At 46.0% G+C, this 26,570-nt stretch carries 27 protein-coding genes and 1 riboswitch; of the genes, 18 read left to right on the forward strand and 9 right to left on the reverse strand.

Going from position 1 to position 26,570, the window contains the following annotated elements; genetic code table 11:
* Nucleotides 1-88 precede the first annotated feature (88 nt).
* Together ACZ444_RS03745 and ACZ444_RS03750 are read left to right on the forward strand one after the other, a co-directional pair.
* Nucleotides 89-1,363, forward strand: a complete 1,275-nt coding sequence (locus ACZ444_RS03745) for an O-antigen ligase family protein (RefSeq protein ID WP_382358635.1) — start codon at nucleotides 89-91, stop codon at nucleotides 1,361-1,363.
* Nucleotides 1,364-1,532: 169 nt separating this feature from the next.
* Nucleotides 1,533-1,853 (forward strand): TM2 domain-containing protein, encoded by a 321-nt coding sequence (locus ACZ444_RS03750; RefSeq protein WP_382358636.1) that lies wholly within the window; start codon nucleotides 1,533-1,535, stop codon nucleotides 1,851-1,853.
* 109 nt (nucleotides 1,854-1,962) lie between these two features.
* Here ACZ444_RS03750 and ACZ444_RS03755 read toward each other — a convergent pair whose 3' ends face one another.
* From ACZ444_RS03755 to ACZ444_RS03765, 3 genes are all read right to left on the reverse strand, one after another.
* A complete protein-coding gene (locus ACZ444_RS03755) occupies nucleotides 1,963-3,030 on the reverse strand; it encodes a M42 family metallopeptidase (protein ID WP_382358637.1) in 1,068 nt (355 codons plus the stop codon).
* Between the two features lie 124 nt (nucleotides 3,031-3,154).
* Nucleotides 3,155-4,360, reverse strand: coding sequence for an MFS transporter (locus tag ACZ444_RS03760; protein WP_382358638.1), 1,206 nt, complete (start codon nucleotides 4,358-4,360; stop codon nucleotides 3,155-3,157).
* A 2-nt stretch (nucleotides 4,361-4,362) separates the two neighbouring features.
* Entirely contained in the window at nucleotides 4,363-4,782 is a 420-nt protein-coding gene (locus tag ACZ444_RS03765) for a MarR family winged helix-turn-helix transcriptional regulator (protein WP_382358639.1), read from the reverse strand.
* A 323-nt stretch (nucleotides 4,783-5,105) separates the two neighbouring features.
* Here ACZ444_RS03765 and ACZ444_RS03770 point away from each other — a divergent pair, with 323 nt between their 5' ends.
* The 3 genes from ACZ444_RS03770 (at nucleotide 5,106) to ACZ444_RS03780 (ending at nucleotide 8,213) form a co-directional block, all read left to right on the forward strand.
* Complete coding sequence (locus ACZ444_RS03770) at nucleotides 5,106-6,278, forward strand: hypothetical protein (protein WP_382358640.1); 1,173 nt, start codon at nucleotides 5,106-5,108, stop codon at nucleotides 6,276-6,278.
* Between the two features lie 189 nt (nucleotides 6,279-6,467).
* Nucleotides 6,468-7,712, forward strand: coding sequence for a metal-dependent hydrolase family protein (locus tag ACZ444_RS03775; protein ID WP_382358641.1), 1,245 nt, complete (start codon nucleotides 6,468-6,470; stop codon nucleotides 7,710-7,712).
* Nucleotides 7,713-7,925: 213 nt separating this feature from the next.
* Complete coding sequence (locus ACZ444_RS03780; RefSeq protein ID WP_382358642.1) at nucleotides 7,926-8,213, forward strand: hypothetical protein; 288 nt, start codon at nucleotides 7,926-7,928, stop codon at nucleotides 8,211-8,213.
* On the opposite strand, the gene ACZ444_RS03785 is transcribed toward ACZ444_RS03780, so the two are convergent.
* The gene (locus ACZ444_RS03785; RefSeq protein WP_382358643.1) at nucleotides 8,210-9,061 is read right to left on the reverse strand and encodes a sulfurtransferase; all 852 of its coding nucleotides are present in this window, start codon (nucleotides 9,059-9,061) and stop codon (nucleotides 8,210-8,212) included. The genes ACZ444_RS03780 and ACZ444_RS03785 overlap by 4 nt on opposite strands.
* A gap of 347 nt (nucleotides 9,062-9,408) precedes the next feature.
* Here ACZ444_RS03785 and ACZ444_RS03790 point away from each other — a divergent pair, with 347 nt between their 5' ends.
* The gene (locus ACZ444_RS03790) at nucleotides 9,409-9,885 is read left to right on the forward strand and encodes a GNAT family N-acetyltransferase (RefSeq protein ID WP_382358644.1); all 477 of its coding nucleotides are present in this window, start codon (nucleotides 9,409-9,411) and stop codon (nucleotides 9,883-9,885) included.
* Nucleotides 9,886-10,036: 151 nt separating this feature from the next.
* On the forward strand, nucleotides 10,037-10,672 hold the full coding sequence (locus ACZ444_RS03795; protein WP_382358645.1) for an SDR family oxidoreductase: 636 nt from the start codon (nucleotides 10,037-10,039) through the stop codon (nucleotides 10,670-10,672).
* Nucleotides 10,673-10,894: 222 nt separating this feature from the next.
* Here the strand turns inward: ACZ444_RS03795 and ACZ444_RS03800 are convergent, their stop codons facing one another.
* The gene (locus ACZ444_RS03800) at nucleotides 10,895-11,704 is read right to left on the reverse strand and encodes an alpha/beta hydrolase (RefSeq protein ID WP_382358646.1); all 810 of its coding nucleotides are present in this window, start codon (nucleotides 11,702-11,704) and stop codon (nucleotides 10,895-10,897) included.
* A gap of 366 nt (nucleotides 11,705-12,070) precedes the next feature.
* On the opposite strand from ACZ444_RS03800, the gene ACZ444_RS03805 reads away from it, so the two are divergent.
* On the forward strand, nucleotides 12,071-12,403 hold the full coding sequence (locus tag ACZ444_RS03805; RefSeq protein ID WP_382358647.1) for a YolD-like family protein: 333 nt from the start codon (nucleotides 12,071-12,073) through the stop codon (nucleotides 12,401-12,403).
* 116 nt (nucleotides 12,404-12,519) lie between these two features.
* On the opposite strand, the gene ACZ444_RS03810 is transcribed toward ACZ444_RS03805, so the two are convergent.
* Complete coding sequence (locus ACZ444_RS03810; RefSeq protein ID WP_382358648.1) at nucleotides 12,520-13,179, reverse strand: type 1 glutamine amidotransferase domain-containing protein; 660 nt, start codon at nucleotides 13,177-13,179, stop codon at nucleotides 12,520-12,522.
* Between the two features lie 172 nt (nucleotides 13,180-13,351).
* On the opposite strand from ACZ444_RS03810, the gene ACZ444_RS03815 reads away from it, so the two are divergent.
* Both ACZ444_RS03815 and ACZ444_RS03820 read left to right on the forward strand, forming a co-directional pair.
* Nucleotides 13,352-13,813 carry a YrvL family regulatory protein gene (locus tag ACZ444_RS03815; RefSeq protein ID WP_382358649.1) on the forward strand — a complete coding sequence of 154 codons (462 nt, stop codon included), beginning with the start codon at nucleotides 13,352-13,354 and terminating at the stop codon, nucleotides 13,811-13,813.
* 108 nt (nucleotides 13,814-13,921) lie between these two features.
* A riboswitch (SAM riboswitch) is annotated at nucleotides 13,922-14,031 on the forward strand.
* 149 nt (nucleotides 14,032-14,180) lie between these two features.
* Nucleotides 14,181-15,488, forward strand: coding sequence for a Na+/H+ antiporter NhaC family protein (locus tag ACZ444_RS03820; protein WP_382358650.1), 1,308 nt, complete (start codon nucleotides 14,181-14,183; stop codon nucleotides 15,486-15,488).
* A gap of 213 nt (nucleotides 15,489-15,701) precedes the next feature.
* Here the strand turns inward: ACZ444_RS03820 and ACZ444_RS03825 are convergent, their stop codons facing one another.
* On the reverse strand, nucleotides 15,702-16,679 hold the full coding sequence (locus tag ACZ444_RS03825; RefSeq protein ID WP_382358651.1) for an ABC transporter permease: 978 nt from the start codon (nucleotides 16,677-16,679) through the stop codon (nucleotides 15,702-15,704).
* A 4-nt stretch (nucleotides 16,680-16,683) separates the two neighbouring features.
* Nucleotides 16,684-17,601: an ABC transporter ATP-binding protein gene (locus ACZ444_RS03830; protein ID WP_382358652.1), complete on the reverse strand. Its 918-nt coding sequence runs from the start codon at nucleotides 17,599-17,601 to the stop codon at nucleotides 16,684-16,686.
* 212 nt (nucleotides 17,602-17,813) lie between these two features.
* Here ACZ444_RS03830 and ACZ444_RS03835 point away from each other — a divergent pair, with 212 nt between their 5' ends.
* A complete protein-coding gene (locus tag ACZ444_RS03835) occupies nucleotides 17,814-18,620 on the forward strand; it encodes a transglycosylase SLT domain-containing protein (protein WP_382358653.1) in 807 nt (268 codons plus the stop codon).
* Between the two features lie 40 nt (nucleotides 18,621-18,660).
* Here the strand turns inward: ACZ444_RS03835 and ACZ444_RS03840 are convergent, their stop codons facing one another.
* Complete coding sequence (locus tag ACZ444_RS03840) at nucleotides 18,661-19,257, reverse strand: class I SAM-dependent methyltransferase (protein WP_382358654.1); 597 nt, start codon at nucleotides 19,255-19,257, stop codon at nucleotides 18,661-18,663.
* Between the two features lie 284 nt (nucleotides 19,258-19,541).
* On the opposite strand from ACZ444_RS03840, the gene ACZ444_RS03845 reads away from it, so the two are divergent.
* From ACZ444_RS03845 to ACZ444_RS03875, 7 genes are all read left to right on the forward strand, one after another.
* Nucleotides 19,542-20,690 carry a S1C family serine protease gene (locus ACZ444_RS03845; protein WP_382358655.1) on the forward strand — a complete coding sequence of 383 codons (1,149 nt, stop codon included), beginning with the start codon at nucleotides 19,542-19,544 and terminating at the stop codon, nucleotides 20,688-20,690.
* Between the two features lie 94 nt (nucleotides 20,691-20,784).
* Complete coding sequence (locus tag ACZ444_RS03850; RefSeq protein ID WP_382358656.1) at nucleotides 20,785-21,432, forward strand: cyclase family protein; 648 nt, start codon at nucleotides 20,785-20,787, stop codon at nucleotides 21,430-21,432.
* Nucleotides 21,410-21,667: a hypothetical protein gene (locus ACZ444_RS03855; protein ID WP_382358657.1), complete on the forward strand. Its 258-nt coding sequence runs from the start codon at nucleotides 21,410-21,412 to the stop codon at nucleotides 21,665-21,667. Before ACZ444_RS03850 ends, ACZ444_RS03855 begins: the two co-directional genes overlap by 23 nt.
* A gap of 377 nt (nucleotides 21,668-22,044) precedes the next feature.
* Nucleotides 22,045-23,106, forward strand: coding sequence for a MupG family TIM beta-alpha barrel fold protein (locus ACZ444_RS03860; RefSeq protein ID WP_382358658.1), 1,062 nt, complete (start codon nucleotides 22,045-22,047; stop codon nucleotides 23,104-23,106).
* Nucleotides 23,107-23,118: 12 nt separating this feature from the next.
* Entirely contained in the window at nucleotides 23,119-24,012 is an 894-nt protein-coding gene (murQ, locus tag ACZ444_RS03865) for an N-acetylmuramic acid 6-phosphate etherase (RefSeq protein ID WP_382358659.1), read from the forward strand.
* A 37-nt stretch (nucleotides 24,013-24,049) separates the two neighbouring features.
* A complete protein-coding gene (locus ACZ444_RS03870; RefSeq protein WP_382358660.1) occupies nucleotides 24,050-25,525 on the forward strand; it encodes a PTS transporter subunit EIIC in 1,476 nt (491 codons plus the stop codon).
* A gap of 19 nt (nucleotides 25,526-25,544) precedes the next feature.
* Nucleotides 25,545-26,405: a MurR/RpiR family transcriptional regulator gene (locus tag ACZ444_RS03875; protein WP_382358661.1), complete on the forward strand. Its 861-nt coding sequence runs from the start codon at nucleotides 25,545-25,547 to the stop codon at nucleotides 26,403-26,405.
* The last annotated feature ends 165 nt before the right edge of the window (nucleotides 26,406-26,570 follow it).

Raw genomic sequence — 26,570 nt, forward strand, 5'->3', positions numbered from 1 at the left:
GAATTGTTTATGTACCTGGTACCCATGTACGGATACTGATATAATAACTTAGGCAAGAACAGTTAGAAACGGAGTAAGGGGTCTTATTATGCAGAGATGGAATGCTAATGGTACTGCGTCCGGCTCTTATGCTGGGCGGGCGTCACTATTTTTTTTGTTATTATTGTTTAATGCATTTATGTTAACCAAATTGCCGATTCGCGACGTGGCTATAGTTACGGTGAGTTTGACTCATTTTTTGATGCTGTTTATCCTTGGCTATTTATTTGCGCGAAAAATGGTCTTTTTGCGATCTTTTAAGCTGTTTTATTTGGGTATGCTGCTATTTACTGTATTTAATGCATTGCTGTTTATATCAAATCCCATCGATCAGGATGGTACTATGCTCATACATATTTTGCTGGTGTTGTCATTCGCGCTTGGAGCAGCCCACATTGCTTGGAATGACGCGCAGCTCAATCGTTTTGCCTGTATTAGTGCAGGGCTGACGCTGATTTTCTTAATTCATTGGCTATTCGCCGGAACACCACTGACAGGGTTCCAAGGTCTTATCCGCAATCCGAATATCACGGGTGTCCTGCTGTCTATCTTACTGTTTTTTCCGCTGGTTCGTTTCAACCGTGTGCGGCCAGCCTGGCGGATTTTTCTTGGAATCAGCATAGCAAGTGCCCTGATTCTTATTTATGTTTCATCAGCCAGAGCTGCTATGCTGTTAATTCTAGTAATGCTTGCGGCCAGGATCGTATTAAGTTTGTTTAAGCCATTGTTTTCCAAACTATTTTACGCTGTCATGGGTTTTAACGCTATTTTTCTATTAGTATTTGGTATGACTTCCCATGTGAGTTTATTTGAGAAATTGAATGCGTGGTCGATCGATGCATTCGGCAAACGATTACTATCAGGACGGCAGGATATTTGGGAGCAAGGGATTCAATACGGGCTGGAAAAGCCATTTTTCGGACACGGTCTGGGTATCGATCCTAATGATTTTATGGATGGTACGCAGTATGTTCATGCTCATAATCAGTATCTGCAAATCTTTCTGGAAAATGGTCTGGTTGGCCTTGCATTCTTTATACTATTGCTTTTTGGAATCTGGAAAGTGCTGCTGAAACGCTTGAATTTAACCGTTGTGCGCTGGACAGCATGCTTTTTTCTTGGGCTGCTCGTCTATCAGAGTGTGGAAATCTCGTTCTTTTCCAATATGCCATCAATCGGCCTGTTGCAATGGTTTATCATCGGCGTCGGCCTCAGTGCTGTGCTGTACCACTCACCCGAATGGGGCCAAAGTGCGAACCCGGACGAAGCAAACCAGAACAACACACAAACCCGAACGAGAAGCAGACAACATCGATCGAGATAGAGTGCAGCAGCTGCCCTGTTTCCGAAAAGCCCTGCACGGGCGCCAATCACTTCTGGGTGTCCTTTTTGGTGCCAGGTACATACACTATTCAGAATTGTTTGTGTGCCAACCAGCAGGATTTTTGTCGCATATCCCGAATTGATTCAATAGAGGATAGGAGGTGATTAGAATGCAGTTGACAAATGAAGAAAGAATGCTTGTGAATTCAGAGTTGCAGCGAAAAGGAAAAAGCATGCTATTATCTTATGTTTTATTGATTTTCCTGGGATCTTTAGGAATACACCGCTTTTATTTGGGTAAAAAAGGATCAGCCATTGCTCAGCTGTGTCTGACAGTTGGCGGCTGGCTCACAGCCATTCTGATAATTGGTATTGTCGCCTTGATTGTTGTCGGGGTTTGGCTGATTGTTGATTTGTTCTTAGTTCCTGCAATAGTTGAGCATCAAAACAGTTTAATTGAGGATGAGATTGTTGCCACTTTAGAAAGATAATATTGTGTTTAAAAGCCCTGCAGGGAAATAAGTCTCTGCAGGGCTTTTTGCTCTTCTTGGTGCCAAGGTACATACACTATTCAGAATTGTGTATGTACCTGGCACCTAATCAATAATTGATAAGGGACTTGAATGTGTCGGTGTCGAGGCGTTTGGTTAGTTCGGTGAGCAGTTTGACGCTGTTATCGATATCTTGTTGGCTTGCGAGTGAGACGTGGCTGTGCATGTAGCGGATGGGTGCGCCTATGACGATGGTTGGCACGCCTTCCTGATACATGTGAATCTTTCCGGCATCGGTTCCGCCGCCAGTTGTGACTTCAATCTGGTAAGGAATGTTATGCGTTTCGGCGGTGTCGATGACCAGATCACGCAGCCGTGTATTGGGAATCATTGAGGCGTCAAAAAATGACACAAGAGGCCCCTCTTGCAAAGCTGGCTGGTCAACATCACCGCTTTTTGTGCCTGGGGTATCCTCGGAAACACCGACGTCGAGCACGATGGCGACGTCTGGATCAACCGCGTATGGTGATGTTTCCGCGCCTCGCAGGCCGACTTCTTCCTGAACGTTTGCGCCGGCAAACACGGTGTTGGGGTGTTCTGCTCCTTTTAATTGCTTCGCCGTTTCAATTGCCATGTAGCAGCCGATCCGGTTATCGAGAGCTTTGGCGAGAATCGTATCATCGTCAGGCATGGTTTCATACGGGCAAATGGGAACGATCGGGTCGCCAACGCAGATGCCCCAGTTTTGAATGTCTTCCTTGCTGTGCCCGCCCACATCAATATACATCTCACGTATAGGGAAAACTTTTTTCTTTTCTTCCGGTCTTAGTAAATGGGGCGGTTTTGAACCGATAACACCGGTGAATTTTTTATGTTTGGTCATGACGGTGACGCGCTGGGCAAGCAATACTTGATCCCACCAGCCGCCGAGCGGGGTGAAGCGGAGGAAGCCGTCTTTCGTGATGCCTGTCACCATAAAACCGACTTCGTCCATGTGTGCTGCGAGCATGACGCGCGGTCCTTCGGCGTTTCCGGCTTTTTTCCCATAAATGCTTCCTGTGCGATCGTACAAAATCTCGCTGGCTACTCCCTCTAGTTCTTGTTTCATGATTTGACGTACTTCATTCTCATAGCCAGACGTGCTTTGAGCTTGCGTTAACTTTTCTAATAATGGCATCTAACTCATCCTATCTTTTTCGTCGTATTACGTATAGTTTGGACGGAAAAATGCCGGGTATACATTGGTGCCAGGTACATACACTATTCAGAATTGTGTATGTACCTGGTACTTCTTATTATTATTACGATGCTTCTTGATAGCCGGTATGCTGCACAGCGCTTTTTTTCCGGCCGTGGAGCATGTAATACAGGATGCCGCTGATGATGACGAGGCCGGCCATTGTTAGGTACAGGCCGGGGAAACCGAGCATGGGGATGAATAGTCCGAGCACGCTTGGTCCGACGCCCGCGCCGCCGTCAAGGAAAATATAGAATGTTGACGTTGCGAGTCCTGCCCGGTGTTTTTGCGCGTTTTTAACAGCAATTGCCTGTCCGCTGGAAATGAATGAGCCGTAGCCAAGACCGACGAAGATGCCCGCCAGGAGAATGAACCAGCCGGCAATATCGGCCTGACTCAGGACAGCCAAACCAATTGCGAATGCTATAAAGGCTGGATACATCACGACGTTTTCGCCTTTCAAATCAAACCAGCGTCCGACAAATGGCCGGGAAACCACCGTTGCGGCTGCGTAGAAAATAAAGAAGAAACTGGCCATGTCAACGAGGTCAAGGTTGATCGCGTACGAATTCAGGAAGGATATAATACTCGAATAGCCTGTTCCGACAAACAGCGCAATAATCGCGATCGGCAATGCTTTGGATTCAAAGAAATTGCTGAGTTTAAATCCTTCCTTTTCGTCTAATTGCTCGTCCGTCAATGCCACATTAGGAACCTTTAGAAAAAGGGAAAACAGGAAACTGATGATAACTAAACCAGCGCACAGAATAAAGTTCACATCAAATGGGGCGTGCTGCGTGATAAACATGCCTAAAAGCGGTCCTATTGCCGCGCCCAAGGGAATACTTAAAGCATAATAGCCGATGCCTTCCCCGTGTTTTTCGGGTGGCACAATACGCGCAACAATCGCGCCTGTTGCTGTTATCGCGATGCCTAACGAACCGCCATGCAGTATGCGGACGATATAAAGCATCGTTAAATTACCGGCTGCAAAATAAAAGAATGTTGTTATAACAGTAAAAATGAATCCGAGATACAGCATTTTTTTCGGTCCGAATGAATCAACATACCGTCCCGCAAAAACGCGAGCTATGAGCATGCCAATCACAAAGGCACCAGCTGCAAAACCAGCCTGACTGGTACTGGCATCGAACTGATTAATTGCAAAAACAGAGATGGTTGAAATTAATAAATAGAATATAAAATATAAAAATAAGTTAGATAGCGAAACGATAATAAAATCTTTGTTCCATAGTTTCGTCGGTGTCACATTTATTCCTCTTTCTCTATAAGATTCTGGCGTATTTCAGGAAACAGATCGAAAGCTGTCTGCAGCGTTTCGTCTGGAATGTCCGCCAGCATACTGTGTTCCAGTTCCGATATTTTTTCCCGGCAGGCATGGTAAATCGCCACACCATGCTCTGTAAGCTGAATACTCTTTTGCCGCTTGTCCTGCCCGGGGACATGTTCGACAAGCCCTTTTTCCTCGAGCTGCTGCACAACTCTCGTCACAGAAGGCCGTTCGATATAAAAATAAGCTGAAATCGATGACAGCTGTGAGGGGCCCATATTTTTAATATAAAAGATAACCTGCCATAGCGAATAAGACAGCCCGAATTCAGCCAGCAGCTCATTCAGTTTATTGGTAAGCGGTCTGTACAAGCGTAAAAATTGCTGAAAAAACCCTTGCATGCTCCTCCTCCTATATAGTTGCCTTTATTAATAATTAACAAAGGCAACTATATTATGATGACATACAGTTGTCAATAGAACCATCACTCAAGCCGTTTTCTGCCTAAAAATTTATCGAATTCATGTATCCGCTTACGTTATTGTCATGCGTCAAGTTTGCTATGTCAGGGTTTCGAATAGATTAGTGAAAATAAAAAATTAACAGAAAAAAATCTATGGACAAGACAAAAGAACGGTGCTATATTAGCGACTATCACGTGATTATTTTTACAAAATTCGCTAAAAAGTGACAAACAACAACAAGATTAAACGGAGGGATTCTCATGTTAAGCGAACCGTTGATAGCTACGGTGCTTGTATTTGCCATCATCGCATTCGGTGAGTGGCTGTCGATTAAAACCCGGGCGAGAATCCCTATGCTGCTTACGGCTATGGTAGGATTTCTCGTTTTATCGTGGACCGGTGTTTTTCCGGATGACATTTTGGATAAGGCCCAGTTTCCAGCGCTGGGATCGATCCTGATTGGTCCTGCGATTGTTCATATGGGGACGATGATTCCCTTTTCGCTGTTGAAACAGCAGTATAAAGCCGTGTTTGTTGCTTTAGGGGGCATGGTTGTATCAGCCGTCCTTATATTGACAATTGTCACGCTGGTATTTGACTATCATACCGCCGTTGCTGGGGTAGGCCCGCTTAATGGCGGCCTTATCGCTCTTTTGATCACCACAGACAGCTTGAAAGAAGTCGGGCGCGCGAGTCTGGTGGTCATTCCTGCTCTGGTGGTTGCTTTCCAGGGTGTTCTGGGAATGCCGCTGGCGCTGAATTTCATCCGCAGGTACGCCAGAAAAGTGCAGAGAGCGATAGATAAGGGCATGTTCACAGCAACGGATCAAGCCGCGGCAGCAGACGAGACGCAAACCAGTGAAGCGAAGCCGGAGGGCCCTGTCAGATCAAGTATGACGCTGAAATTGTTCCTTGTATTTGTTGCGGCAGCCATCGGGGTTGCGCTGGGCAATATCACCGGTATTCATTACACGCTGTGGTGCCTGGCGATTGGCATTATAGGACTGCGGCTCGGGATTTTGGAAGAGAAGTCCCTGGAGAAAGCCAATTCGTTTACCATTACCATGATCGGCGTTATTTTTGCCGTTATTGGCACCATGGCGGATGTAACACCGCAGGAAGTTCTGGCCAATCTGCCGGCGATCATCACACTTTTGCTTCTCGGTACAGCCGGTTTGTCACTTGGCGGCTATATCGTTTCCAAACTGGTGAACTGGGATCCGTTAAAAGGCATGCCTGTTGCATTAACGGCATTATTCGGCTTTCCCGGCGATTACCTGTTATGTGAAGAGGCAAGCCGAAGTGTGGCACGAACTAAACAGGAAGAGCATGTTATTTTCAATGAATTGTTATCACCGATGTTAATCGGTGGGTTTACAACCGTAACCGTTGTATCTGTCCTGATAGCCGGCGTGCTTGTGAACACATTGTAGACAGTATAATATGAAAAGTCGGATTTTTGTGACGTAAAAGGCATGGAAAATATGATAGGCTGATTGGTGTATGCATGATCCGATACGGAGCGGCGACTCTTAAAAGGGGGGATGCGGCAACGCTGCTTTGAGGAATCAGCAAAGACACGAAACGATTTAAACATTTAATGGCGAAAGGAAGGATTCACCATGACGCGAACATATATTAAAAACGGCCAATTAATTGATGGTAACGGAGGCGACGCTCAGCCTGATGGTGCGGTCGTCGTTGAGGATAACCAGATTGTTTTCGCAGGCCCGGAAGCGGCTTATACACCAACTGGTGATGAAACAATCGTGGATGCCGGGGGCGGAACGATCATGCCAGGTTTGATTGATTCCCATGTGCATATGATGATGCAATATAAACCAGTAGCTGAAAAATTGGAAACCCCATTCTCCTATATGTATTATCAAGCGGAGCAGTATTTGAAAACGACGCTGAATACGGGAATCACCTCGGTGCGTGATGCGCTGGGCACCGACCGCGGCGTTAAAAAAGCTGTGAACGATGGGCTGATCTCCGGACCACGAATGGAATTAAGCATCAACGCCCTAACCACAACAGGCGGTCATGGTGACGGTTATACGGTTTCGGGGGATGCCAATGATATCCTGCCATCCGGCCATCGCGGCATGCCAAATGGTATTTGCGACGGGGTAGAAGAAGTCCGCAAGAAAACACGGGAGATGCTGCGCGCTGGTGCAGAAGTCATCAAAGTTCACGCAACAGGCGGCGTTATGAGCGCTACCGATCATCCGGAATTCACCCAATTTTCGCTTGAGGAATTAAAAGTGATCGTTGAAGAAGGCCGTTTCCGCAGAGGAACTAAAGTCATGGCCCATGCCCAAGGGTCAGAAGGCATTAAAAATGCAGTCAAAGCAGGCATCCATTCCATTGAGCACGGCATTTTTCTCGATGATGAAGCCATTGAACTGATGCTTGCAAACGATACATTCCTCGTACCAACCTTGCTGGCACCGGTCGCTGTTCTCGAAACGGCAGATGAAAAAGGCATGCCGGATACAGCAGTGCAAAAAGCACGCGATGTCATCGAAGCCCATAAAGCAAGTATCGAAAAAGCCTATAAAGCAGGCGTCAAAATTGCTATGGGAACCGACGCAGGCGTCATGGACCACGGAACAAACCTGCGTGAATTGAGTCTCATGACTGATATCGGCATGTCACCTATGGAAGCCATCGTTGCATCAACCAAAACAGCTGCCGAATGCCTCGAATGGGACGATCAGGTTGGTACATTGGAATCCGGCAAACTGGCAGATGTGCTCGTCGTAAACGGCAACCCGCTTAACGATATTGATTCTCTTGCCGCCAATGACGCGATTCAAATGGTCATGAAAGACGGCAAAGTTGAAAAGAATACTTTGGATTAGTAGGCGCGCGAGCACAGGACGCGCCCGCGCGAGCACAGGACGCGCCCGCGCGAGCACAGGACGAGGGCGCGCGAGCACAGCACAGGGGCGCGCGAGCATCGCGCAAAAGCGCGCGAGCATCGCACAGGGGCGCGCGAGCACAGCACAGGGGCGCGCGAGCATCGCGCAAAAGCGCGCGAGCATCGCACAGGGGCGCGCGAGCACAGCACAGAATTGATCGGGAGCACTGGAAAATCGATCGAGCACCGCACAGAATCGATCGAGAACACTGGAAAATCGATCGAGCACAGCACAGAATCGATCGGGAGCACCGGAAAATCGATCGAGCACAGCACAGAATCGATCGGGAGCACCGGAAAGTCGATCGAGCACCGCACAGAATCGATCGGGAGCACTGGAAAGTCGATCGAGCACCGCACAGAAAACGATAAAAACTGGCAGCACAACTTCTGTGCTGCCAGTTTTAAAAAGGCTGCTGTTTTACGTATCAGGTGCTCTTAAAGGTCACTGTTTCCTTTTTCAATCGGGACGCCGATCATGCTGCCCCATTCAGTCCAGGATCCGTCATAGTTCCGGACATTCTGAAAGCCGAGCAGTTCATGCAGGGCGAACCATGTGTGCGCGGCACGTTCGCCGATGCGGCAATACGTAATCACTTCTTTATCCGGTGTAATGCCATGATCGGCATACAGCTTTTTCAATTCTTCCGGTGATTTGAATGTTCCGTCCGCATTAACCGCCTGGCTCCACGGAATGTTGGCAGCGCCTGGGATATGGCCGCCGCGCTGAGCTGTTTCGGTCATGCCGGGCGGTGCAATGACGTCACCGCTGTATTCCTGCGGGCTGCGGACGTCGACGAGCGCGGCTGAGCGTTTCACCGCTTCGGCTACTTCGGGCTGTACAGCGCGTGTCGATTGATCGAGTGTTGTCGGTTCATAGGTGACAGGCGTGACATCGGGAATGTCGGTTGTATAGGTGCGGTTTTCCTGCTCCCATTTAACATGGCCGCCATCCATGATTTTGACAGGCTCATGGCCAAACATTTTCAGTTGCCAGTAAGCGTAAGCAGCAAACCAGTTATAGTTATCACCATACAATATAATCATTGTATCAGGTGTGATTCCTGAATTTCCGAGCAATTCAGCCATTTGCTCACCGTTTAAAATATCACGGCGGGTTTGATCATTGAGCTGTGTTGTCCAGTTCCAGGCAATCGCTCCCGGGATATGTCCCGTTTCATAGGCTGTGTTATCAACGTCAACCTCAACAAGCTGGACGTTGCGGTCATCTTTATGATCGCTGACCCAATCGGTGCTGGTGAGTGTATCTTTATAAAATGGCTGCGTCATAATTGATCCTCCTCTGGAATCGTTCAGCTAATGTTACAATATCATGCAGCCTGAGCAAGTTACAAGGCACACCTTTCCAGTATGCGCGCATTGTGATTCAATTAAGCATGATTCCTGAAAACATGCTTCACAACGGCCCCGTTGTTTGATTTGGACGGGCCGCACTTTCCACATTTTAGTTTAACAGCTGACATGGCGGGAAAGCTAATAGTGACTATTGGTACGCTATAAGGTAACATTACTGAGTACGGCCATTGTTACGGCAGAACTTACATAATTTGGCATGATATTGCTGCATATTATTGCCGTTCGACTTTGTTCTGGCTTTAGACGAGGGAGGAAAAACGATGGAGATTCGCGAAATTGAAACGAAGGACAATCAGGCATTGGAACGTATTATTAGACGCTGTTTGGAGGATGCCGGCTTAGATATTCCCGGAACAGCTTACTTTGATCCTCAGCTGGGTCATTTGGCGCAATTTTACCAAGAGTATACCGCGGCCAAATATTGGGTGGCCGTGACGGATAAGAACGAAGTCGCGGGTGGTGCGGGGATCGCTCCCTATGCACAGGAATCCGACGTCGGCGAGTTGCAGAAATTATATATTGCGCCTGAATTTCAAGGCAGAGGACTGTCCAAGCAATTAATGACGACAGTACTCGACTTCGCCCGCCAGCATTATACGTATTGTTATCTGGAAACATCCACGAAACTCCAGGTTGCCGCTAGTCTCTATCACAAGTTTGGTTTTCAGGAACTGGATGAACCGCTGGATGGTTCGGAGCATGGTGCAATGGACGCTTGGTATATTAAAACGCTCTAATTTAATCACTGTCTGGCAGCGGGGACTAGAGGCCTTTTTCCGAAACGTCATTAGCCTCACTGAAAAGCAGTGGCTGACGCGAATGGATAGTTCTTTCCAAACAACAACGATCTGCTTAAAAATAGATAAAAAACGTTAAGGAGATGAACTCATGGCAAACGATAATCGTGTGGCGCTTGTGACAGGTTCTGGCACAGGTTTGGGTAAAGCGATTGCTGCCTCGCTCGTGAATGAAGGCATGACAGTTGTTCTGACAGGCAGACGGGAGGACGTGCTGCAGAAGGCCAGCGAGGAAATCGGCAAACAGCAGACGCTTGTGATTCCGGGTGATATGACCAGCGAAGCGAGCGTGCAAAAGCTTCGGGATGAACTGCTGGAACAAACGGATGGGCGGCTTGATATTCTGGTCAATAATGTCGGCGGCGTCCCTGCCAGAGGACCGATTGACGACTTGACACTCGATCAATGGCAGCAGGTAATCGATAAAAATGCGACGAGTCAATTCCTCGTGACCAAGTACATGCTGCCGGCTTTGCGCAAGCGTGAGCGTGGCGCTATTATTGCGGTAACATCAGGTCTTGCGCACTTTTATATGAAAGGATTCGGTGCTTATTCGGCAGGCAAAGCAGCTGCCGAGGGTCTGATTCAGACAGTTGCAGAAGAAGAAAAAGCTAATGGGCTGCAAGTAGAACTCCTCGACCCGGGAAGTGTCGCGACAGACGTTAATCCGCATGGCGAAAATGACCCGATGGACGTCGCAGCAGGGCTGGTTGACATGATCAGATAGGCTATTTGGCCGTCCCGCAATTATGCTTTTATCACGGTTTACCGGGACTTAGGAGAAAACGCTTCGAAATGGCGTCACCCTGCCAGTAGACGGCGGATGGCGTGCGTACTAAGCAGGAGATATCTAAGTTACTTCAGGTGAATGCTTTTGCGAAAAATTCTGCGTGGGGGAGACTCACGCAGAATTTGCTTTATCAATTGCTGCTTTGTTTGAATGCCCGTTTTATTCTAAATAGGTATTAATCCAATTCAGCATATCATTGAATATTGTATGATTATAGGATGATTCATTTAGTATTTCATGTTCAAGTCCGTCGTATATTCTTAATGATTTATCCTTAGATGCAATTTCACGATAAAACTGAAAAGAATCTTCTGTTGAAACTAAACCATCATGACGGCCATGCATAATGAGGATAGGATCAACAAATGATTCTGGATTTTGTTTTAAAAATTCGATTCCTTCTGCTAAACGATAGATAAGACCCATCGCTATTTTTTTGCTTACCAGGTCATCATATTCATATTTTTCTGCTACCTCTTGATCAGAACAAACGCCATCAGCTAGAGCGTTCTCTACATAATAGTCATCTGACAATGAGGTATCGATTTCCCCGAAAGGACTATTATTCATTCTAGTTGCAGCCCCCGAGGTAATATAGCCATCAATTTTGTTAGGATATTTCGTTCCGTAAAGAGATACCGTATACCCGCCCATACTATGACCGAGTAAAAAAATTTTCCCGCTGTAGTTGGCCCGAGTATATGTCACAATTGCGTCAAGGTCCTCTGTAATTTCATCTACGCGACTATAATAGGTGGATTTGCCTCCCGAGCGTCCATGCCCCCGTTGATCATATCGAATGACATTTATATGATTCGTTTGAAAAAAATCCGCAACTTGATCATAGCGATCTAAATGTTCAGCAATACCATGCGATATAATCAAATTGGCTTTAGGGACAGCGACATCATTCACCTTCGTATATAATTTTGTGCCATCCTCAGATTCTAAATATTTTATGTAATTCAAACGGTCTCACACCTTTCATAGCTCGTCTTACCAAATTTAATCATTTCAATAATAGAAGAAACACCGCTAATTTATCGTACATCATGGCCAACAAATAAACCTCACCCTGGGTTGGCAGCTCGACGTGGGACGAAAGGGGTTCAGTCTATTGTTGACCGCTGATTTACTGCCGGTTTTAATGTACGAAGATTCTGTATAAAGTATACCATAAAAATGTGTTTTGTGAACCATTTAGTTTAATGCTGGTGTTGCAATTTCGATCGGGCATCATTCGTTGTCTCAGTTTATTTGCCATATAAGTAACCATTGGACAATCGCTATTTTTATGATATAATACGAACAAATGTTCTTGAAAGAAGTGATTGTATGGCTGACATTAATGATCGCGGCACTAAAAAATGGACGGCTATGATGATGCCGGAACATGAGGAAATGCTCAGACAGCTATGGCAGGAGCAGGAATATAAAGAAAAACCAATTCTTGATGAACAGAAGCAGATGGAAATCGATACAAAGCTGCAGCTGGCTATAAACGATGATCTGATGATTGAAGCCGAGTACTATGATCACGACTTGCATGATTTTCAAAAAATCCGGGGGAGACTGCTTATGATTGATACGTTTGCCGGTGTTTTAAGATTTGATCAAGCGGACAGCGTTGTATCACTTCCGGATGTGGTCGATGTCGTTGTGGAATAGCTTTTTCTGAATGGGGAGTGGCTGTTGCACTAGCTAATGATGGGCGAGTCATGACCGGAGACTCTATTTCATCTATTAAAAAAGGAGACCAGCCGCAGCTGATCCCCTATTCATTATTAGCCAAGCAGTTTGATGAATGATTGTGTCACGGCGAGCGTTGATTGCGGATTTTGTCCGGTAACCAGGTTGCCGTCTTTTTCAACATGTGATGTCCAGTTAGGAGCGGCGACGTAAATAGCTCCGAGATCACGGATTTTGCTTTCCAGTAAGAAAGGCACATAGTTATCAAGTGTTGTATCGCGCTCTTCCAGATTTGTGAAGGCGTTGACTTTCTTGCCGGCTATAAGCGGTTCGCCGTTCGAAAGTGTGACACCAACCAATCCGGCTGGACCATGACAGACAGCGCCTACTGGTTTATCAGCTTCATAGAAATCACGTAAAAATGTCTGCAGCGTTTGGTTTTCCGGAAGATCATACATGGCACCATGGCCGCCAGGGAGGAATATCGCATCAAAGTTCCGGGGATCCAGCTCATCCAGCTTGACGGTCTCCTCAAGATAGGGCTGTGCATCGAGAATGGCCTGTGGTGTCTGATCATCGATACTGCTTTGATCCACTGGCGATTTGCCGCCCTGTGGACTTGCAACCATAACCGTGTAGCCCTGCTCTTTAAATTCATTGTAGGCTTCTGCAAATTCGGATAGCCATATACCCGATTTGATCTCTTCTGTAATCTTTTCATGATTGGTTACGACCATTAGAATATTTTTAGGCATATTAGTGTGTCTCCTAACGCAAATTTATCCCGTACACTGTTCATCATAAATTGTTGGCGTGAAAAAATAAAGCAGGGTGCTTGAAAGTAGGTATTCGTCACAATATGATCCTTTAATGGGTAAATGTTACAATCGAACTATTCTTTAATTAACGTGCTGGGAGGGTCCCTTTTTGTCTGATGAACAGGACCATTCGTTTCGCGATATGACATTAAAAGATAAAATCGTTACTGTTATTGGCGCCACGCTGTTTATGAGCCTGGTTCTCGGTTTTGTGTTAGCGATGTTCTTCTTTGGTTTTGCGGGTGCATTTGAGCTGCTGGGCGTTCAGTACCAGTCGATTTGGTCCCTTCTGTTGTTTGTGGCCAGCTTTTTTATCCTGGGAACGGTGGTTGATCTGCCGTTTGAGGCGATGGCTGAACTGTCTGTTAAAAATATGACAGGCAGGGGATTCGCATTTTTTGTTCAATTGCTTTTTTCGTTTGCGTCGAACTGGTTAGTTATTGTGGCGGTGGATGCGTTTATAGACAGTATCACACTTTCGGGTGGAACCAAGCTGATTCTTTCATTACTGCTGGCGGTCCTGGACCCTGTATTTGATAATAAACAGAAGGGGCATGATCAAGCAGTTTAAGCGGCTTACGGCCATAAGTATCACCATTCGATTCACTTTTTACAGGTACGGCTATTGACACATGCAGCTTCTTCTATTATACTTTCGAATTATCAACCAATTTCATATGACTTATCCAGAGCGGCTGAGGGAACTGGCCCTGTGAAGCCCGGCAACCTGCAAATATGCAAGGTGCTAAATCCAGCAATTCGCGTTTTGAGCGTTTTGACAGATAAGGTGTCCGGACTAACGCCTTCCAAAACGGAGGGCTTTTTTATTCCCTTAAAACGCCGGCACAGCCATTTGTTTGCAGGCCGAGTGTTCAGTCTGCCTTGCTTAACTGTCCTGGACGCAGACGCGCGAAACTATCATGAATGGAGGAGTAGACATGGATACATCAGATTTGAATAAAGGGCGTGCATCGGCGTTAATCCCGTTTGTCATTTTTCTCGTCCTGTTTATCGGTTCCGGTATTATCAGTGGTGACTTTTATAAACTGCCTATTTTGGTAGCGGTCTTTATCGCTATTCTGGCAGCTTTATTGATGAACCGGAAAATGCCTTTTAACGACAAGCTGGATTATCTGACTAAAGGAGCAGGGCATCCGAATATTATGCTTATGGTCATTATTTACCTGCTGGCAGGTGCTTTTTCTGAAGTGGCTAAAGGCGTTGGGGCTGTTGATTCGACGGTGAATCTCGGTCTGACAATTCTGCCGGAAAGTCTCTTGGTTGTGGGCTTGTTTGTGATTGGCTGCTTCATTTCCATTTCTATGGGAACATCGGTGGGCACGGTTGTGGCACTTGGCCCCATTGGTGTCGGTTTGGCTGATGAGACAGGCATGAGCATGCCACTGATTTTGGGTGCGATCATCAGCGGTGCCATGTTCGGGGATAATTTGTCGATTATTTCGGATACAACGATTGCTGCTGTCAAAACGCAGGCTGTGAAGATGAGCGATAAATTTAAGGTGAATATTTTCATCGCGCTGCCTACTGCTGTTATAACGGCGGTTGTGTTTGGTGTTCTGACATGGAACGCCGGCGGCTCCATTAGCGGTGAGCATCCATTTGAGTTGATTAAAGTGCTGCCGTATCTTGCTGTCCTTATTTTTGCTGTTATAGGTGTTAATGTCATTTATGTCCTGATCGGCGGCATTGCGTTAGCGGGAGCTGTTGGTTTTTATGAAAGTTCCTTTAATGTCATGGCTTTTTTGACGAAGCTTGGCGATGGCATGGCAGGCATGCAGGAACTGGCGCTGTTAGCCATTTTACTGGGCGGATTGGTTGAACTTATCCGTGTGAATGGCGGGATTGATTTTCTGTTGCGGACAATCAGCAAGCGCATTAACTCAAGAAAAGGGGCTGAAGTTGGTATTGCCGGGATTGTTGGGGTGTTTGACCTGTCAACGGCTAACAATACCATTGCGATTATCAGTGTCGGTTCCCTGGCCAAGCAAATTTCGGAGCGCTTTGGCATTGATCCGCGCCGCACAGCCAGTGTTCTGGATATTTTCGGCAGTGCTTTCCAGGGCATTTTACCATATGGTGCGCAATTATTGGCAATTGCCGGCGTGGCGTCGATATCGCCTGTCGCCATTATGCCGTACTGCATTTATCCGATTTTATTAGGAATTGCTGGCTTGATTGCTATTGCAGCAGGTTTTCCGCGCTTTTCTGTACGGGAAAACGGCTAATCTCCTGCGGGAAAAGAGGTATAGGTGAGACCCTGGCGTGCGATAAGCACAGCGCAAAGCTTCCCGGAAAAGCTTGTGGGCGCAACAAGCACGAGGGGGCTCACCAGCCGCCCGCGAAAAAGCTACCTTTATTTCCGGAGCGGTTGATTGTTCATTTTAATCTGGTTGTTTTGTTTGCTATGACACGCGTTTGTTCTGCTGAGTCGCTATCTGTCAGCTGGCAACATCCCGTTTGCTAAAGACGAGCCACGATAAAGCTATGAAAATAGCAAAGTAAACGATCAGCATGGTAATCGAGAAACCGAGCGTCATACCCTCAATAACGGGCGATCCGCTAACGGTGTACTGCTCAAGATCGGTGTTGGCAAACAGGATATATTTAGCCCAGTCGTAGTCATTGAAAGCTGTAACAATCGTATTTCCTGTAAACATAAGAAAAATAGCGGCTCCGATTGCCAGCGTATTATTTCGGAATACGGCGGAAATCATAAACGCGAATGTTCCCATCATGACCAGATTGATGAGCTTATACCCATAATCAGCGAATACGTCGCCGACAATAAATGTCTGCCGGAAACCTTCACTGGTATCTAAAATATTATTTTGCAGCACAACTTCAGGCAGAAAACCTTCGATGCCAAACATAATTGCACCGGTGATCCAAGAAAAGACAATCACAAACAAGGCAGTCACCAAGGCAAAGAGAATAACCGCTGCAAACTTGGACAGCAAGATTTGTGACCGTGAAACCGGGCGGATCAGCAGCAGTTTAATCGTCCCCCATTTAAATTCCTGGGCGACAATGCCGCCTGCCATAATAATGGTGAAAAGGCTGACCAGTGATGAAAGGGATTTATTCTGGAGAACAAATTGCCAGGCACCATATTCTTTCGGCTGAATGTCGTTATCCAAGTAATAGTTGTTTTTGTCCACCTTATCCATACTCGGCGGAATGGTCGATGGCCGGTTATCGTTTTCCACTTCTTTTTTATATTCTTCATTTTCTTTCGTGATTTGCTGGTTTTCATCCTGCAGCGCCTGCTGCCAATTGTCATCGGGTGCCGTTTGATGGTCACCGAGAAATACTTCGATCAGCCCGCTGCCGATAATAATGACGGCAAGAATGGCAAACATAGCCCATGTCGACTTGCGGATAATGATTTTCATTTCTTCATTGTAGATGAGCTTCATTAGCTTACTCAATTGTATTCGCCCCAATCACATCAAAGAATGTGTCCTCAAGTGTTTCGTTGGCCGTCTTGATCTGATAGATGGCTATATCCTGTTCAGTCAGTGTTTTGACAAGGGCTGGGATGGTTTCTTTTTCGCACTTAAAGGCTACCGATCCGTCTTGATCCGAGGCATCGATATCATGCTGGGATTTGAGCAGCTGAATGGCTCGTTCGGCAGGTGCTGCTTCCAGCTGTATTTTACTTAGCTGCTGGTCTGAGTTGTCATGCACAGATTGGGTGGTGACGAGCTCACCGTTTTTGATAATGCCGATTCGGTCACAGATAAGCTCAATTTCTGATAGAAGATGGCTGGAAATAATCACGGCGACATTTTCCTCAACCGCAAGCCGCCGAATATACTGCCTGATTTCCCGCATACCAGCCGGATCGAGCCCATTTGTCGGCTCATCCAAAATCAGAACAGATGGCTCGTGCAACAGGGCCTGGGCAATTCCGAGACGCTGCCGCATGCCGAGTGAGTACCGGCCGACTTTTTCGTTGATAGGCTTTTCCATGCCCAGCAGCCGTACCACTTCCAGGATGCGCTCATCTGTAATGCCGGGAATCATGCGGGCAAAATGTTTTAAATTTTTCCAGCCGCTCATGAACGGATAAAGTTCCGGATTCTCCACAATGGCGCCAATCCCCTGGATAGCTTCTTTAAAATCACTTTTAATGCTCTTGCCCAGAATGCGGATATCACCGTCGCTTATCTTCATAAGACCAACCATCATGCGGATCGTCGTTGTTTTGCCGGCACCGTTTGGCCCAATGAAGCCGAATACTTCCCCTTTGTCGATGGCGAATGTCAGATCGCTGATAATGGTTTTATTCCGGATAGTTTTGCTGACACCATCTAATGCCATAGCCGTTTCTGCCATATAAAGCCCCCCCTTTGCTTCATTTCTCTATTTAAATATGATTACGATATGACTATATCAATAACATCATAAATGTCAACAGTATTTTGACAACTCCAATGGGTGCCAGGTACATACACGATTCTGACAATTGTGAGTACCAGTCTGGATTAAAATTCTGTGGAACCGGGAATGTGTGTTAATGACTATTGACGATTAGAGGAGGTTTTGCTGTGACGAGATGTCTAATGACGGCAGCCGTTTGTATCGGGATAAGCGGTTTTGTGCCTATGAGTGCAGCAGCTGCAGACACGGCTAATCCCCCCGTGAGCAAGGTGAAGGAAAAAGTAACGGAAGAGGCACGTGAGCAGGGTATTCCGCCGGAGATTTTAAAAGCAATCGCAGCGCAAGAGTCTGATTACCGTCAGTTTGACCATGATGGTGAACCCCACATGTCGCCGGGTGGTGGTATTGGCATTATGCAGGTCAACCCGGCTAAACTTTCGATGGAGCTTGATAAGGACAAGCTGAAACAGGATATTGCCTATAATATAAAAATGGGTGCACGCGTCCTGTTAAATAAATGGCAGCTTGACAGTATTCCGGATGTGAACCAGCACGATAAGGCTGTGCTTGAGGATTGGTATTTTGCGATTATGGCTTATAATGGTTTGTCCGCTGCCAATGATCCAGGCCTTCATGGCGCTGACACGTATCAGAATCAGGTTTATAACCGCATTGAACAGGCTTCGTTTCTGCCTGGTCCGAATGGCTCGTATTTCACGTTTCCATCGTATGACATCCAATATCAACCGAACAGTCAGATCATGTCGCTGTCGTCCGGTAACCATTATGCCACACAACAGCAAACCGTTTCGCAGCAATTGTACGATTTGAATGATTTTATTTTCCTGAATACACCGAATAGCTATACACGTTTTCCATCTGACTCCTTTATAAACAGCGCTGACACCCCACTGACAATTGTCACCCAAGAACCAGGCATATTGACCGAACCATCCAACATGTTTCTGCGATAGCGGGGTGCCGGGGTGCCAGGTACATACACGATTCTGACAATTAAGTGTTTGGATGGGTCAGTTCGATTGTGAGGAAGAGGCCTTTGTACATTGACTGGACGTTTTCAACATGGAAATCAGCTTTTTTTGCCATGTTCAGCGTGTTGCGGTTCAAACAACAGCCGTCACAGACGTGTTTCCATAATGGTGTCAGGATATCCTGCAGTTTTCCAAGGGTTTTTTGCTCGAGACGGACATGCTCAAACAATAGCAACTTCCCGTCCGGTTTTAACGCGCGGCGAATTTCGGCAAACGCCTTATCCGGTTCAGGTATCGTGCAAAAGACAAGTGTTCCGATCACTGTATCAAAGGTGTTATCCGGAAACGGCAGATCTTCCGCTTCTCCCACATGTGTGTGAATTGGTTGATCACGGTTTTTAAGTCGCCGTAATGATTTTTTTAGCATATCGGGATTGGGTTCCACAGCTGTTACCTGCTCGGCATTAACGTAATAGGGAAAATTAATGCCTGTCCCCGAGCCAACCTCCAATACGTTTCCCCGCGCCTTTGAGATGAGATCTTGCCGTATGCCTTTGAAAGATTTTTTCTCTAATGGTGCCATGAACGGATCGTATAGTCTGGAAAACCACTTACCCAACGTTATCACCTCGACAGGAATAGGATGTCACTTTCAGCGTTTAATACCATTGTACCATTTTTTTGTCTTAGTGATGCTCGTTGACTATGACCTAAACTTCGTCCACTTTTTCCCTGCCTATTCCATAAACTTCGGCCAATAAGAAAAAGGTGATTACTTCTTATAATTCTGACAGACATCAATATGATATAATGCGTATAAATCTTACATTATTTGGCATGGTTCAATTAACTAAATATACAGGTGGATAGGATTGGAAATCGTATGTGGGGAGTGAACGTGTTTTGAGCAGACAATGGATAATGTGGGGTGCTATTCTGGCTGTTGTATGCGGTGCGGGAGTTCTCGGTTTTTCCCTTGGAAATGAAGAAGAAGAGTCCGCAGAGCAAACAGTCGCAGCAGATGATATGAATAAGCCGCATGCTGACGATGAAACGGAAAAAAACAAGGATCAAAAAGATGTTATTCAGGAAACGCAAAAGAAAGTAGTGGAGATTGAACAGACAAATACCTCGCAGGATCGTCAGGGATCTGGTTTTCTTTATAATGATCAGGGTGATGTGGTCACTAATGCCCATGTTGTTGCTGGTGCGGAAGAGGCAACGATTAGGACATCAGATGGGCAGGTTTATTCTGGTCAGGTCATCGGTATCAGTAATGATGAAGATGTCGCTGTTGTGAGAGTCAAAGGTCTGGACGATCAGAAACCGCTGGATATGGCAACGGAAAAGGCAGATGTTGGAACAGAGATTTTGACGTTTGGAAGCCCTTTTGGTCTGAAGGATACAGCCACGACAGGGATCATCAGCGGAAATGACCGTAATTTTGAATTGGAATCTTATGTCTACAATGAAGCCTATCAAATATCTGCTCCGATTGCGCCCGGGAATAGCGGTGGGCCACTGATTAACAGTGAGACAGGAAAAGTTCTGGGCATTAATTCAGCCAGTACGGATGAAGGATCCATTGGCTTTAGTATCCCTATTGTGCAGGTCATTGATTTAATTAAAGGGTGGTCAAAGAGTCCGATGACATCGCTGCCGTCTCATAGGGATAATGGTGCAGTTGAGGAAAAAGATCATGAGGCTAATGATAAAAAACGAGCAGAGGATGTGGTCAGTTATTTCTATGAACGGGTCAACGCTGAGGATTACGAAGCAGCCTATTCATTACTGGGAAACAGCTGGCAGTCAGAATTATCTTTCGAAGAATTTTATAACGGTTATCTGGAAACGATGTCTGTCACAATCGACAATATGACCACCACATCCAATGGTGATACTGTGGAAATTGCATTTAATATAACAGCTAAAGAAATAGCCGATGATGGTTCCACAGCCTATCATCATTACCATATGACTTATCAGGCGGGCTATGAAAATAATCGGATGACCTTGCTTTCTGGTACAGGTAAGATGTTGCAGGGACCATAAGTGAAGGGGTTGTTTCTTAGAAATGCATTCCACGTGTGAACCGGACATAAATAGCGTCGCGAATGTCATCCTATATAAAGGAGCGATCATCTATATGCAACCGAAACAAATAATTGATTTAACGATTGGCTTAAATAATGAAACGCCTGTTTATCCAGGAGACCCGAAGCCAGATATTTATCCGGCCGCGACTTTGGAAAATGACGGGTGCAGTGTGCATCATATCAATATTGCTTCCCATACAGGAACCCATGTTGATGCGCCTTTGCACTTTTTTGAAAATGGATCCCGCATTGATCAGCTTGATTTAAATGCATTTATGGGAAGAGGCTTGATCATTCCGGTACCAAATAAAGGTGAGCAGGAACCCATTACACTTGCTGATACCGAAGCATTTATCGAGCAGGCCAGGCCTGGTGATATCGCCCTGTTTTATACCGGATGGGCGCAGTATGCCGGCACTGACACATATGAGCGCCATCCGTATATAAGCGCGGCTGTCGCGCGTGCGCTGATGGATCAGGGTGTCCGCACGATTGGCATTGATGCACTCAATCCCGACAAAACAGGCGGTGAGGATTTTTCAGCCCATGAGGAAATATTAGGACGGGATGGTGTGATCATTGAAAATCTGACCAATCTCGGAGCGATCGACTTTCCTGACCCGCTTATATCGGTATTGCCACTGAAGTTATCAGGCGGCGATGGTTCACCCGTTCGTGCTGTTGCCATGCAAGGCTGATTACGCGGGAGCGGCCTTGATCTGGATCGGACGCGGGACCTATCGAGAGCAGCACAATATCGATCGTGGATTGCACAGGACCGATCGAGGCGTGCGGAAAGTTGATCGAGGCGCACAGAAAATCGATCGATCACCGTACAGATTCGATCGGGCATCACGCAATTTTGATCGAGGAGAACAGAATTTCGATCGAGCACTGCCCAGATTCGATCGACAATCGTCTGGTGCTGTTTAAGTTGTTTTATGATTTACCACGCTCTGATATTTGGTTAAGCAATATTAGTCTTTGTATTATTATTTGTGCTTATGTTTGATTCAGCATTATTTTTAGATTCTTAATGGTTATTATTTAAATACATGTCCATAACACCACTCTTGGCTTCCTTCCTATCAGTCCCCAGTTTAATTACGGGACGCTTCTGTAGCTATATACCTCAAGATTCGTCATGTTTCACGCGTTTTTTTATTCACTGTATGAAATTATATTTCATTTTAAATAAATTTTGTCTCATATATTTAAATTTTATTTCATAAGTAGTACTATGAAGTCAAGGATGTAGAAAACGCTTTCAAAAATCGTAAATTAATCCTTGAAAAAGGGGGGGATGCTGGTTGCTGGGGTTTTCTGTTTTTCTTAATGAGAATTGGACTGAGGCAAAAGAAGCTTATGTGAATGACATGGCTGATGCTGGTTTTGAGGGTGTGTTCACGTCGTTGCATATTCCGGAAGACAATGGTACTTCTTACTGGGATCGTCTTCAGCCGCTGCTGGCGATTGTGCAGAAGCGCAGGCTTAAATTGGTGGCTGATATTTCTGGTGATGCTCTGAGACAAATCGGCTTTTCTTTACATGATCCAGAAGCTATCATAGCAAGCGGATTCAGCGGTTTGCGTTTGGATGATGGCATCGGAATGCAGACAGCAGCAGGTCTGTCACATCACATGATTATTGGACTGAATGCCAGTACACTGACGGAAAACGATTATGCGCAGCTTGTCGAGTACGGGGCAGATTTTAATCATATGATTGCCTGGCATAATTATTATCCGAAGCCTGAGACTGGTTTAGATGAAAGCTGGTTTTCTGCGCGAAATGCTTGGCTGAAGGCGAAAAAGTTTCGGGTGGCTGCTTTTGCACCGGGTGATCGCGATTTGCGTTTGCCATTATTTGAGACACTTCCTACATTAGAGTGCCACCGCCAGCAGAATCCGTTTGCTTCATTCTTGGCGCTCCAGCAGAGGTATGACGTTGATGATGTCTATATAGGTGATCCCGGTATATCCCAGTGGGTATATGAGCAATTTAACGCTTATATGCATCGTGGCCGTTTGCTATTGCATACTGCAGCTCATTGGCCTGAGGCTCGTGCTTATCTGGACGGTGACCACTCGAATCGTTTGGATGTGTCGCGGGATGTTGTGCGCAGTGATGGATCGAGAAGCAAGAATGCCTATGATACTATTCCGCCTGAAAACACTGTGTTGCGCTGCCTGGGAAGTATTACAATTGATAATCATTTATATCAGCGCTATAAAGGTGAATTGCAAATAACACGGCGTGAGCTTCCGCAAGACAGGAAAGTGAATGTGATTGGTCATATCCTGGAAAACGATTTAGCTTTAATAGATTATATACAAAGCGGGACGTTATTTACCATGCAATCACCAGTATGAGGAGGCTTTATGATGGATTTGAGTAAACTGGCAACAGAACAGCGTAATGCGAAAACCATGAACTTAGACAGTCTTTCAACTTATGAAATCTTGAAAATTATGAACTATGAAGATCAAAGTGTTCCCTCAAGTGTTAAAGAGGTGCTGCCGCAAATTGAAGAAACCATCGAAGCGGTTAAACAGTCATTTGATCAAGGAGGCCACTTGATTTATGCCGGAGCTGGGACGAGCGGGCGCTTAGGCGTGCTGGATGCTGCAGAATGTGTTCCGACTTTCAATGCTGATCCGTCCATGGTGCAGGCTGTGATTGCCGGGGGTGAACGCGCTATGACGGAGTCTGTTGAAGGAGCGGAGGATTCACGCGAACAAGGGAAGCAGGATTTACAGCAAATCCCCGTAACGGAAAAAGATACGGTTCTCGGTATCGCTGCCAGCGGCCGCACACCTTATGTAATGGGTGCCCTTGAATACGCTGACAAAATGGGGGCGGCCACAGCTAGTCTGGCCTGCAACAAAGAAGCGGACATCAGTCAGTATGCGAGCATTAATATTGAGGTTTCTTCAGGTCCGGAAGTGCTGACAGGCTCCACACGATTAAAGTCGGGTACAGCGCAAAAGCTGGTTCTTAATATGATATCGACTGCTTCGATGATCGGAATTGGAAAGGTTTATAAAAACTTAATGGTCGACATTAAGCCAACGAATGCAAAATTAATCGCACGATCCAAATCGATTATCATGGAGGCAACAGGATGTGACGCTGAAACGGCGAAAGATTACCTCAATGAAGCTGATGAAAACGTGAAGCTGGCCATTGTCATGATTTTAACTCATTTGTCCAAAGATGAAGCCAAACAACAGCTTAAAGCAAATGATGGGTTTGTAAGGCGTATTACAGAGGAATAGATGTATTCGTGTCAAAACTGAGGGGGAGTGAAACCTTATGGCTGAATCAAAAGAACAGCGATTAGCGAAAGACATTTATGCGCAAATCGGCGGTATAGCAAATGTCAGCAGCTTGACAAACTGCATGACCCGAGTCCGGATCACACTTCGCGATGACAGCCAGGTTGATAAGGAACAGCTTGAGGCGATCGATGGTGTGATGGGGGTCGTGGAAGAAAATGAGCTTCAGGTAGTTGTTGGCCCCGGAATCGCCGGTAAAGTAGCAGGGATCATGGCGGAGCAGGCAGGTGTTGAGCTCGGCGAGGAAATCTCCGATGACAACGCTGCAGCTAATGACATTGGTGGAGAAACTGATGAATCAGACCGGGAAAAAGTTGAATCAAAAGCTAAGGAAATGAAGGCTGAGTCGAAAGCGAAACGTGATAAAGACAGCCGGTTTAAACGTCTTTTGAAAACGATTGCAAACATCTTCATTCCACTGATTCCGGCATTTGTCGGGGCTGGTATCGTTGGCGGTATAGCTTCTGTGCTGGCAAACCTGCAGGAAGCCGGCGATATCAGTGACAGCTGGCAAGGTATTATCACGACTTTAACCGTTATCCAAAGTGGTTTGTATGCCTATCTGCCTATTTTTGTCGGTATCAATGCTGCCCGTCAATTCGGGGCAACGCCTGGTCTTGGCGGTGTTATTGGTGCTGTGACTATGTTGAGCGGAATGGATCCGGAAGAACCGCTGATTAATATTTTCAACGGTGATGCATTAGCATCCGGACAGGGTGGTATTATTGGGGTTATCTTTGCTGTCTGGATTCTCTCAATGGTTGAAAAACGTGTGCGCAAGATCATTCCGAATTCACTGGATATTATCGTGACACCAACCATTACACTGCTGCTTGTTGGATTATTTACGATCTTTATCGTCATGCCTGCTGCAGGTCTTGTCTCGAGCAGTCTGGTCGGTGCAATAACATGGGTGCTTGATATAGGCGGTGCGTTTGCCGGATTTGTTTTAGGGCTATTCTTCCTGCCGATGGTTATGTTTGGCCTGCACCAAATATTAACACCTATTCATATTGAAATGATTAATTCGTCTGGTTTCACACCACTTTTGCCGATTCTTGCTATGGCTGGAGCCGGTCAGGTAGGTGCAGCATTTGCTATATGGGTTAAATGCCACAAGAACAAGCGTATTACCCGTCTCGTTAAAGGGGCCTTGCCCGTGGGTATTTTAGGCATTGGTGAACCACTTATTTATGGGGTTACACTGCCGCTGGGCCGGCCATTTATTACAGCATGTATTGGCGGTGGTATCGGCGGCGCCGTTGTTGCCAGTATTGGAACGATTGGTGCCACAGCCATTGGACCAAGCGGCTTGTCTCTTATTCCACTGATTGCTAATGGGAAATGGTTAAGCTATATTATAGGACTCTGTGCTGGTTATCTTGGCGGCTTTGTGGCGACGTATTTCTTTGGTGTGCCAAAAGATATTCAGGAAGAAGTGACAGAAGACTAAAAACAGGCAGGGAATGCAGATGAATGAAAACATCATATTGCACATTCAAGCAAAATTACTGAAACTGCCCAAAGCGGAGAAAAAGATTGGGGCTTATATACTTGAACATGCTGTTGAGACAGTGACGTGCAATACCAATGAACTTGCTCAAAAAGCCGGTGTCAGCGCCGCGACGGTCATTCGTTTTTGCCGCTCCATTGGGCTGACCGGTTTTTCACAATTAAAGATCCAGTTATATGCTGACGCATCAGAAGTAGACAGTGATTTGTATACCGATATTACGCCAAATGAAGATGTAGGGGTGATTGCGGAAAAGCTGGCTCTGCGGTTCAATCAATCAATTACGCAAACTACGAATCATCTGGACCGGGAGGTGATTGAGTCAGCATCTTCTTTAATCAGACAGTCTGCGGGTGTTTATGTGTACGGTCTTGGCGCCTCTCATATTGTTGCTGAAGATTTCGCACAGAAATTTTCCCGGATTGGCAAGTCTGTTATTCATATGCTCGATCATCATCTTATGAGCTCGCTGATTATTAATGCAGAGGAGCCTCAGCTATTTGTTGCTGTATCAAATTCAGGTGAAACGAATGAAGTGATTAAATTAACTGAGATTGCTAATAAAAGAGGGTTCGACACCATTGGCATTTCGCAGCATGAGGAGAGCACACTCGCGCAGCTTGCTAATTTCCCGCTTATCCATCATGGCGGTGAGGAAGTGATGCTGCGGAGTGCTGCTACAACATCACTCATGTCGCAGCTATTTATGATTGATGTTTTATACTTTGCTTACGTCAGCCAGAATTCAGATCATGTTCTGGACATGCTGAAGGAGTCCAAAATTAATATTCAGGCTTTTTTTCATAATGAAGATGACTGAAAATGTGTCCTGGATGAAAGAGGTGTTAACGAATCCGCTATAAGCGCCTGTTTTTGTTGGGGCTGAGACATAACTTAAGTGACCAGCTGTATAAACGAACTGAACGCGGGATTCAGTGGAGAAAATATATGTAGATTGCTGTGGGAGCAAAGGATAGGTGAGACC

Source organism: Lentibacillus kimchii, assembly GCF_055381965.1.

Excerpts from the sequence above, each read along its gene's own strand:
- ACZ444_RS03790 (WP_382358644.1), top strand. The coding sequence starts at position 9,409 with ATGGAGATTCGCGAAATTGAAACGAAGGACAATCAGGCATTGGAACGT.
- ACZ444_RS03875 (WP_382358661.1), top strand. The coding sequence starts at position 25,545 with ATGAATGAAAACATCATATTGCACATTCAAGCAAAATTACTGAAACTG.
- ACZ444_RS03775 (WP_382358641.1), top strand. The coding sequence starts at position 6,468 with ATGACGCGAACATATATTAAAAACGGCCAATTAATTGATGGTAACGGA.
- ACZ444_RS03745 (WP_382358635.1), top strand. The coding sequence starts at position 89 with ATGCAGAGATGGAATGCTAATGGTACTGCGTCCGGCTCTTATGCTGGG.
- ACZ444_RS03785 (WP_382358643.1), bottom strand. The coding sequence starts at position 9,061 with ATGACGCAGCCATTTTATAAAGATACACTCACCAGCACCGATTGGGTC.
- ACZ444_RS03795 (WP_382358645.1), top strand. The coding sequence starts at position 10,037 with ATGGCAAACGATAATCGTGTGGCGCTTGTGACAGGTTCTGGCACAGGT.
- ACZ444_RS03850 (WP_382358656.1), top strand. The coding sequence starts at position 20,785 with ATGCAACCGAAACAAATAATTGATTTAACGATTGGCTTAAATAATGAA.
- ACZ444_RS03755 (WP_382358637.1), bottom strand. The coding sequence starts at position 3,030 with ATGCCATTATTAGAAAAGTTAACGCAAGCTCAAAGCACGTCTGGCTAT.
- ACZ444_RS03750 (WP_382358636.1), top strand. The coding sequence starts at position 1,533 with ATGCAGTTGACAAATGAAGAAAGAATGCTTGTGAATTCAGAGTTGCAG.
- ACZ444_RS03805 (WP_382358647.1), top strand. The coding sequence starts at position 12,071 with ATGGCTGACATTAATGATCGCGGCACTAAAAAATGGACGGCTATGATG.
- ACZ444_RS03820 (WP_382358650.1), top strand. The coding sequence starts at position 14,181 with ATGGATACATCAGATTTGAATAAAGGGCGTGCATCGGCGTTAATCCCG.
- ACZ444_RS03870 (WP_382358660.1), top strand. The coding sequence starts at position 24,050 with ATGGCTGAATCAAAAGAACAGCGATTAGCGAAAGACATTTATGCGCAA.
- ACZ444_RS03770 (WP_382358640.1), top strand. The coding sequence starts at position 5,106 with ATGTTAAGCGAACCGTTGATAGCTACGGTGCTTGTATTTGCCATCATC.
- ACZ444_RS03825 (WP_382358651.1), bottom strand. The coding sequence starts at position 16,679 with ATGAAGCTCATCTACAATGAAGAAATGAAAATCATTATCCGCAAGTCG.
- ACZ444_RS03765 (WP_382358639.1), bottom strand. The coding sequence starts at position 4,782 with ATGCAAGGGTTTTTTCAGCAATTTTTACGCTTGTACAGACCGCTTACC.
- ACZ444_RS03830 (WP_382358652.1), bottom strand. The coding sequence starts at position 17,601 with ATGGCAGAAACGGCTATGGCATTAGATGGTGTCAGCAAAACTATCCGG.
- ACZ444_RS03810 (WP_382358648.1), bottom strand. The coding sequence starts at position 13,179 with ATGCCTAAAAATATTCTAATGGTCGTAACCAATCATGAAAAGATTACA.
- murQ (WP_382358659.1), top strand. The coding sequence starts at position 23,119 with ATGGATTTGAGTAAACTGGCAACAGAACAGCGTAATGCGAAAACCATG.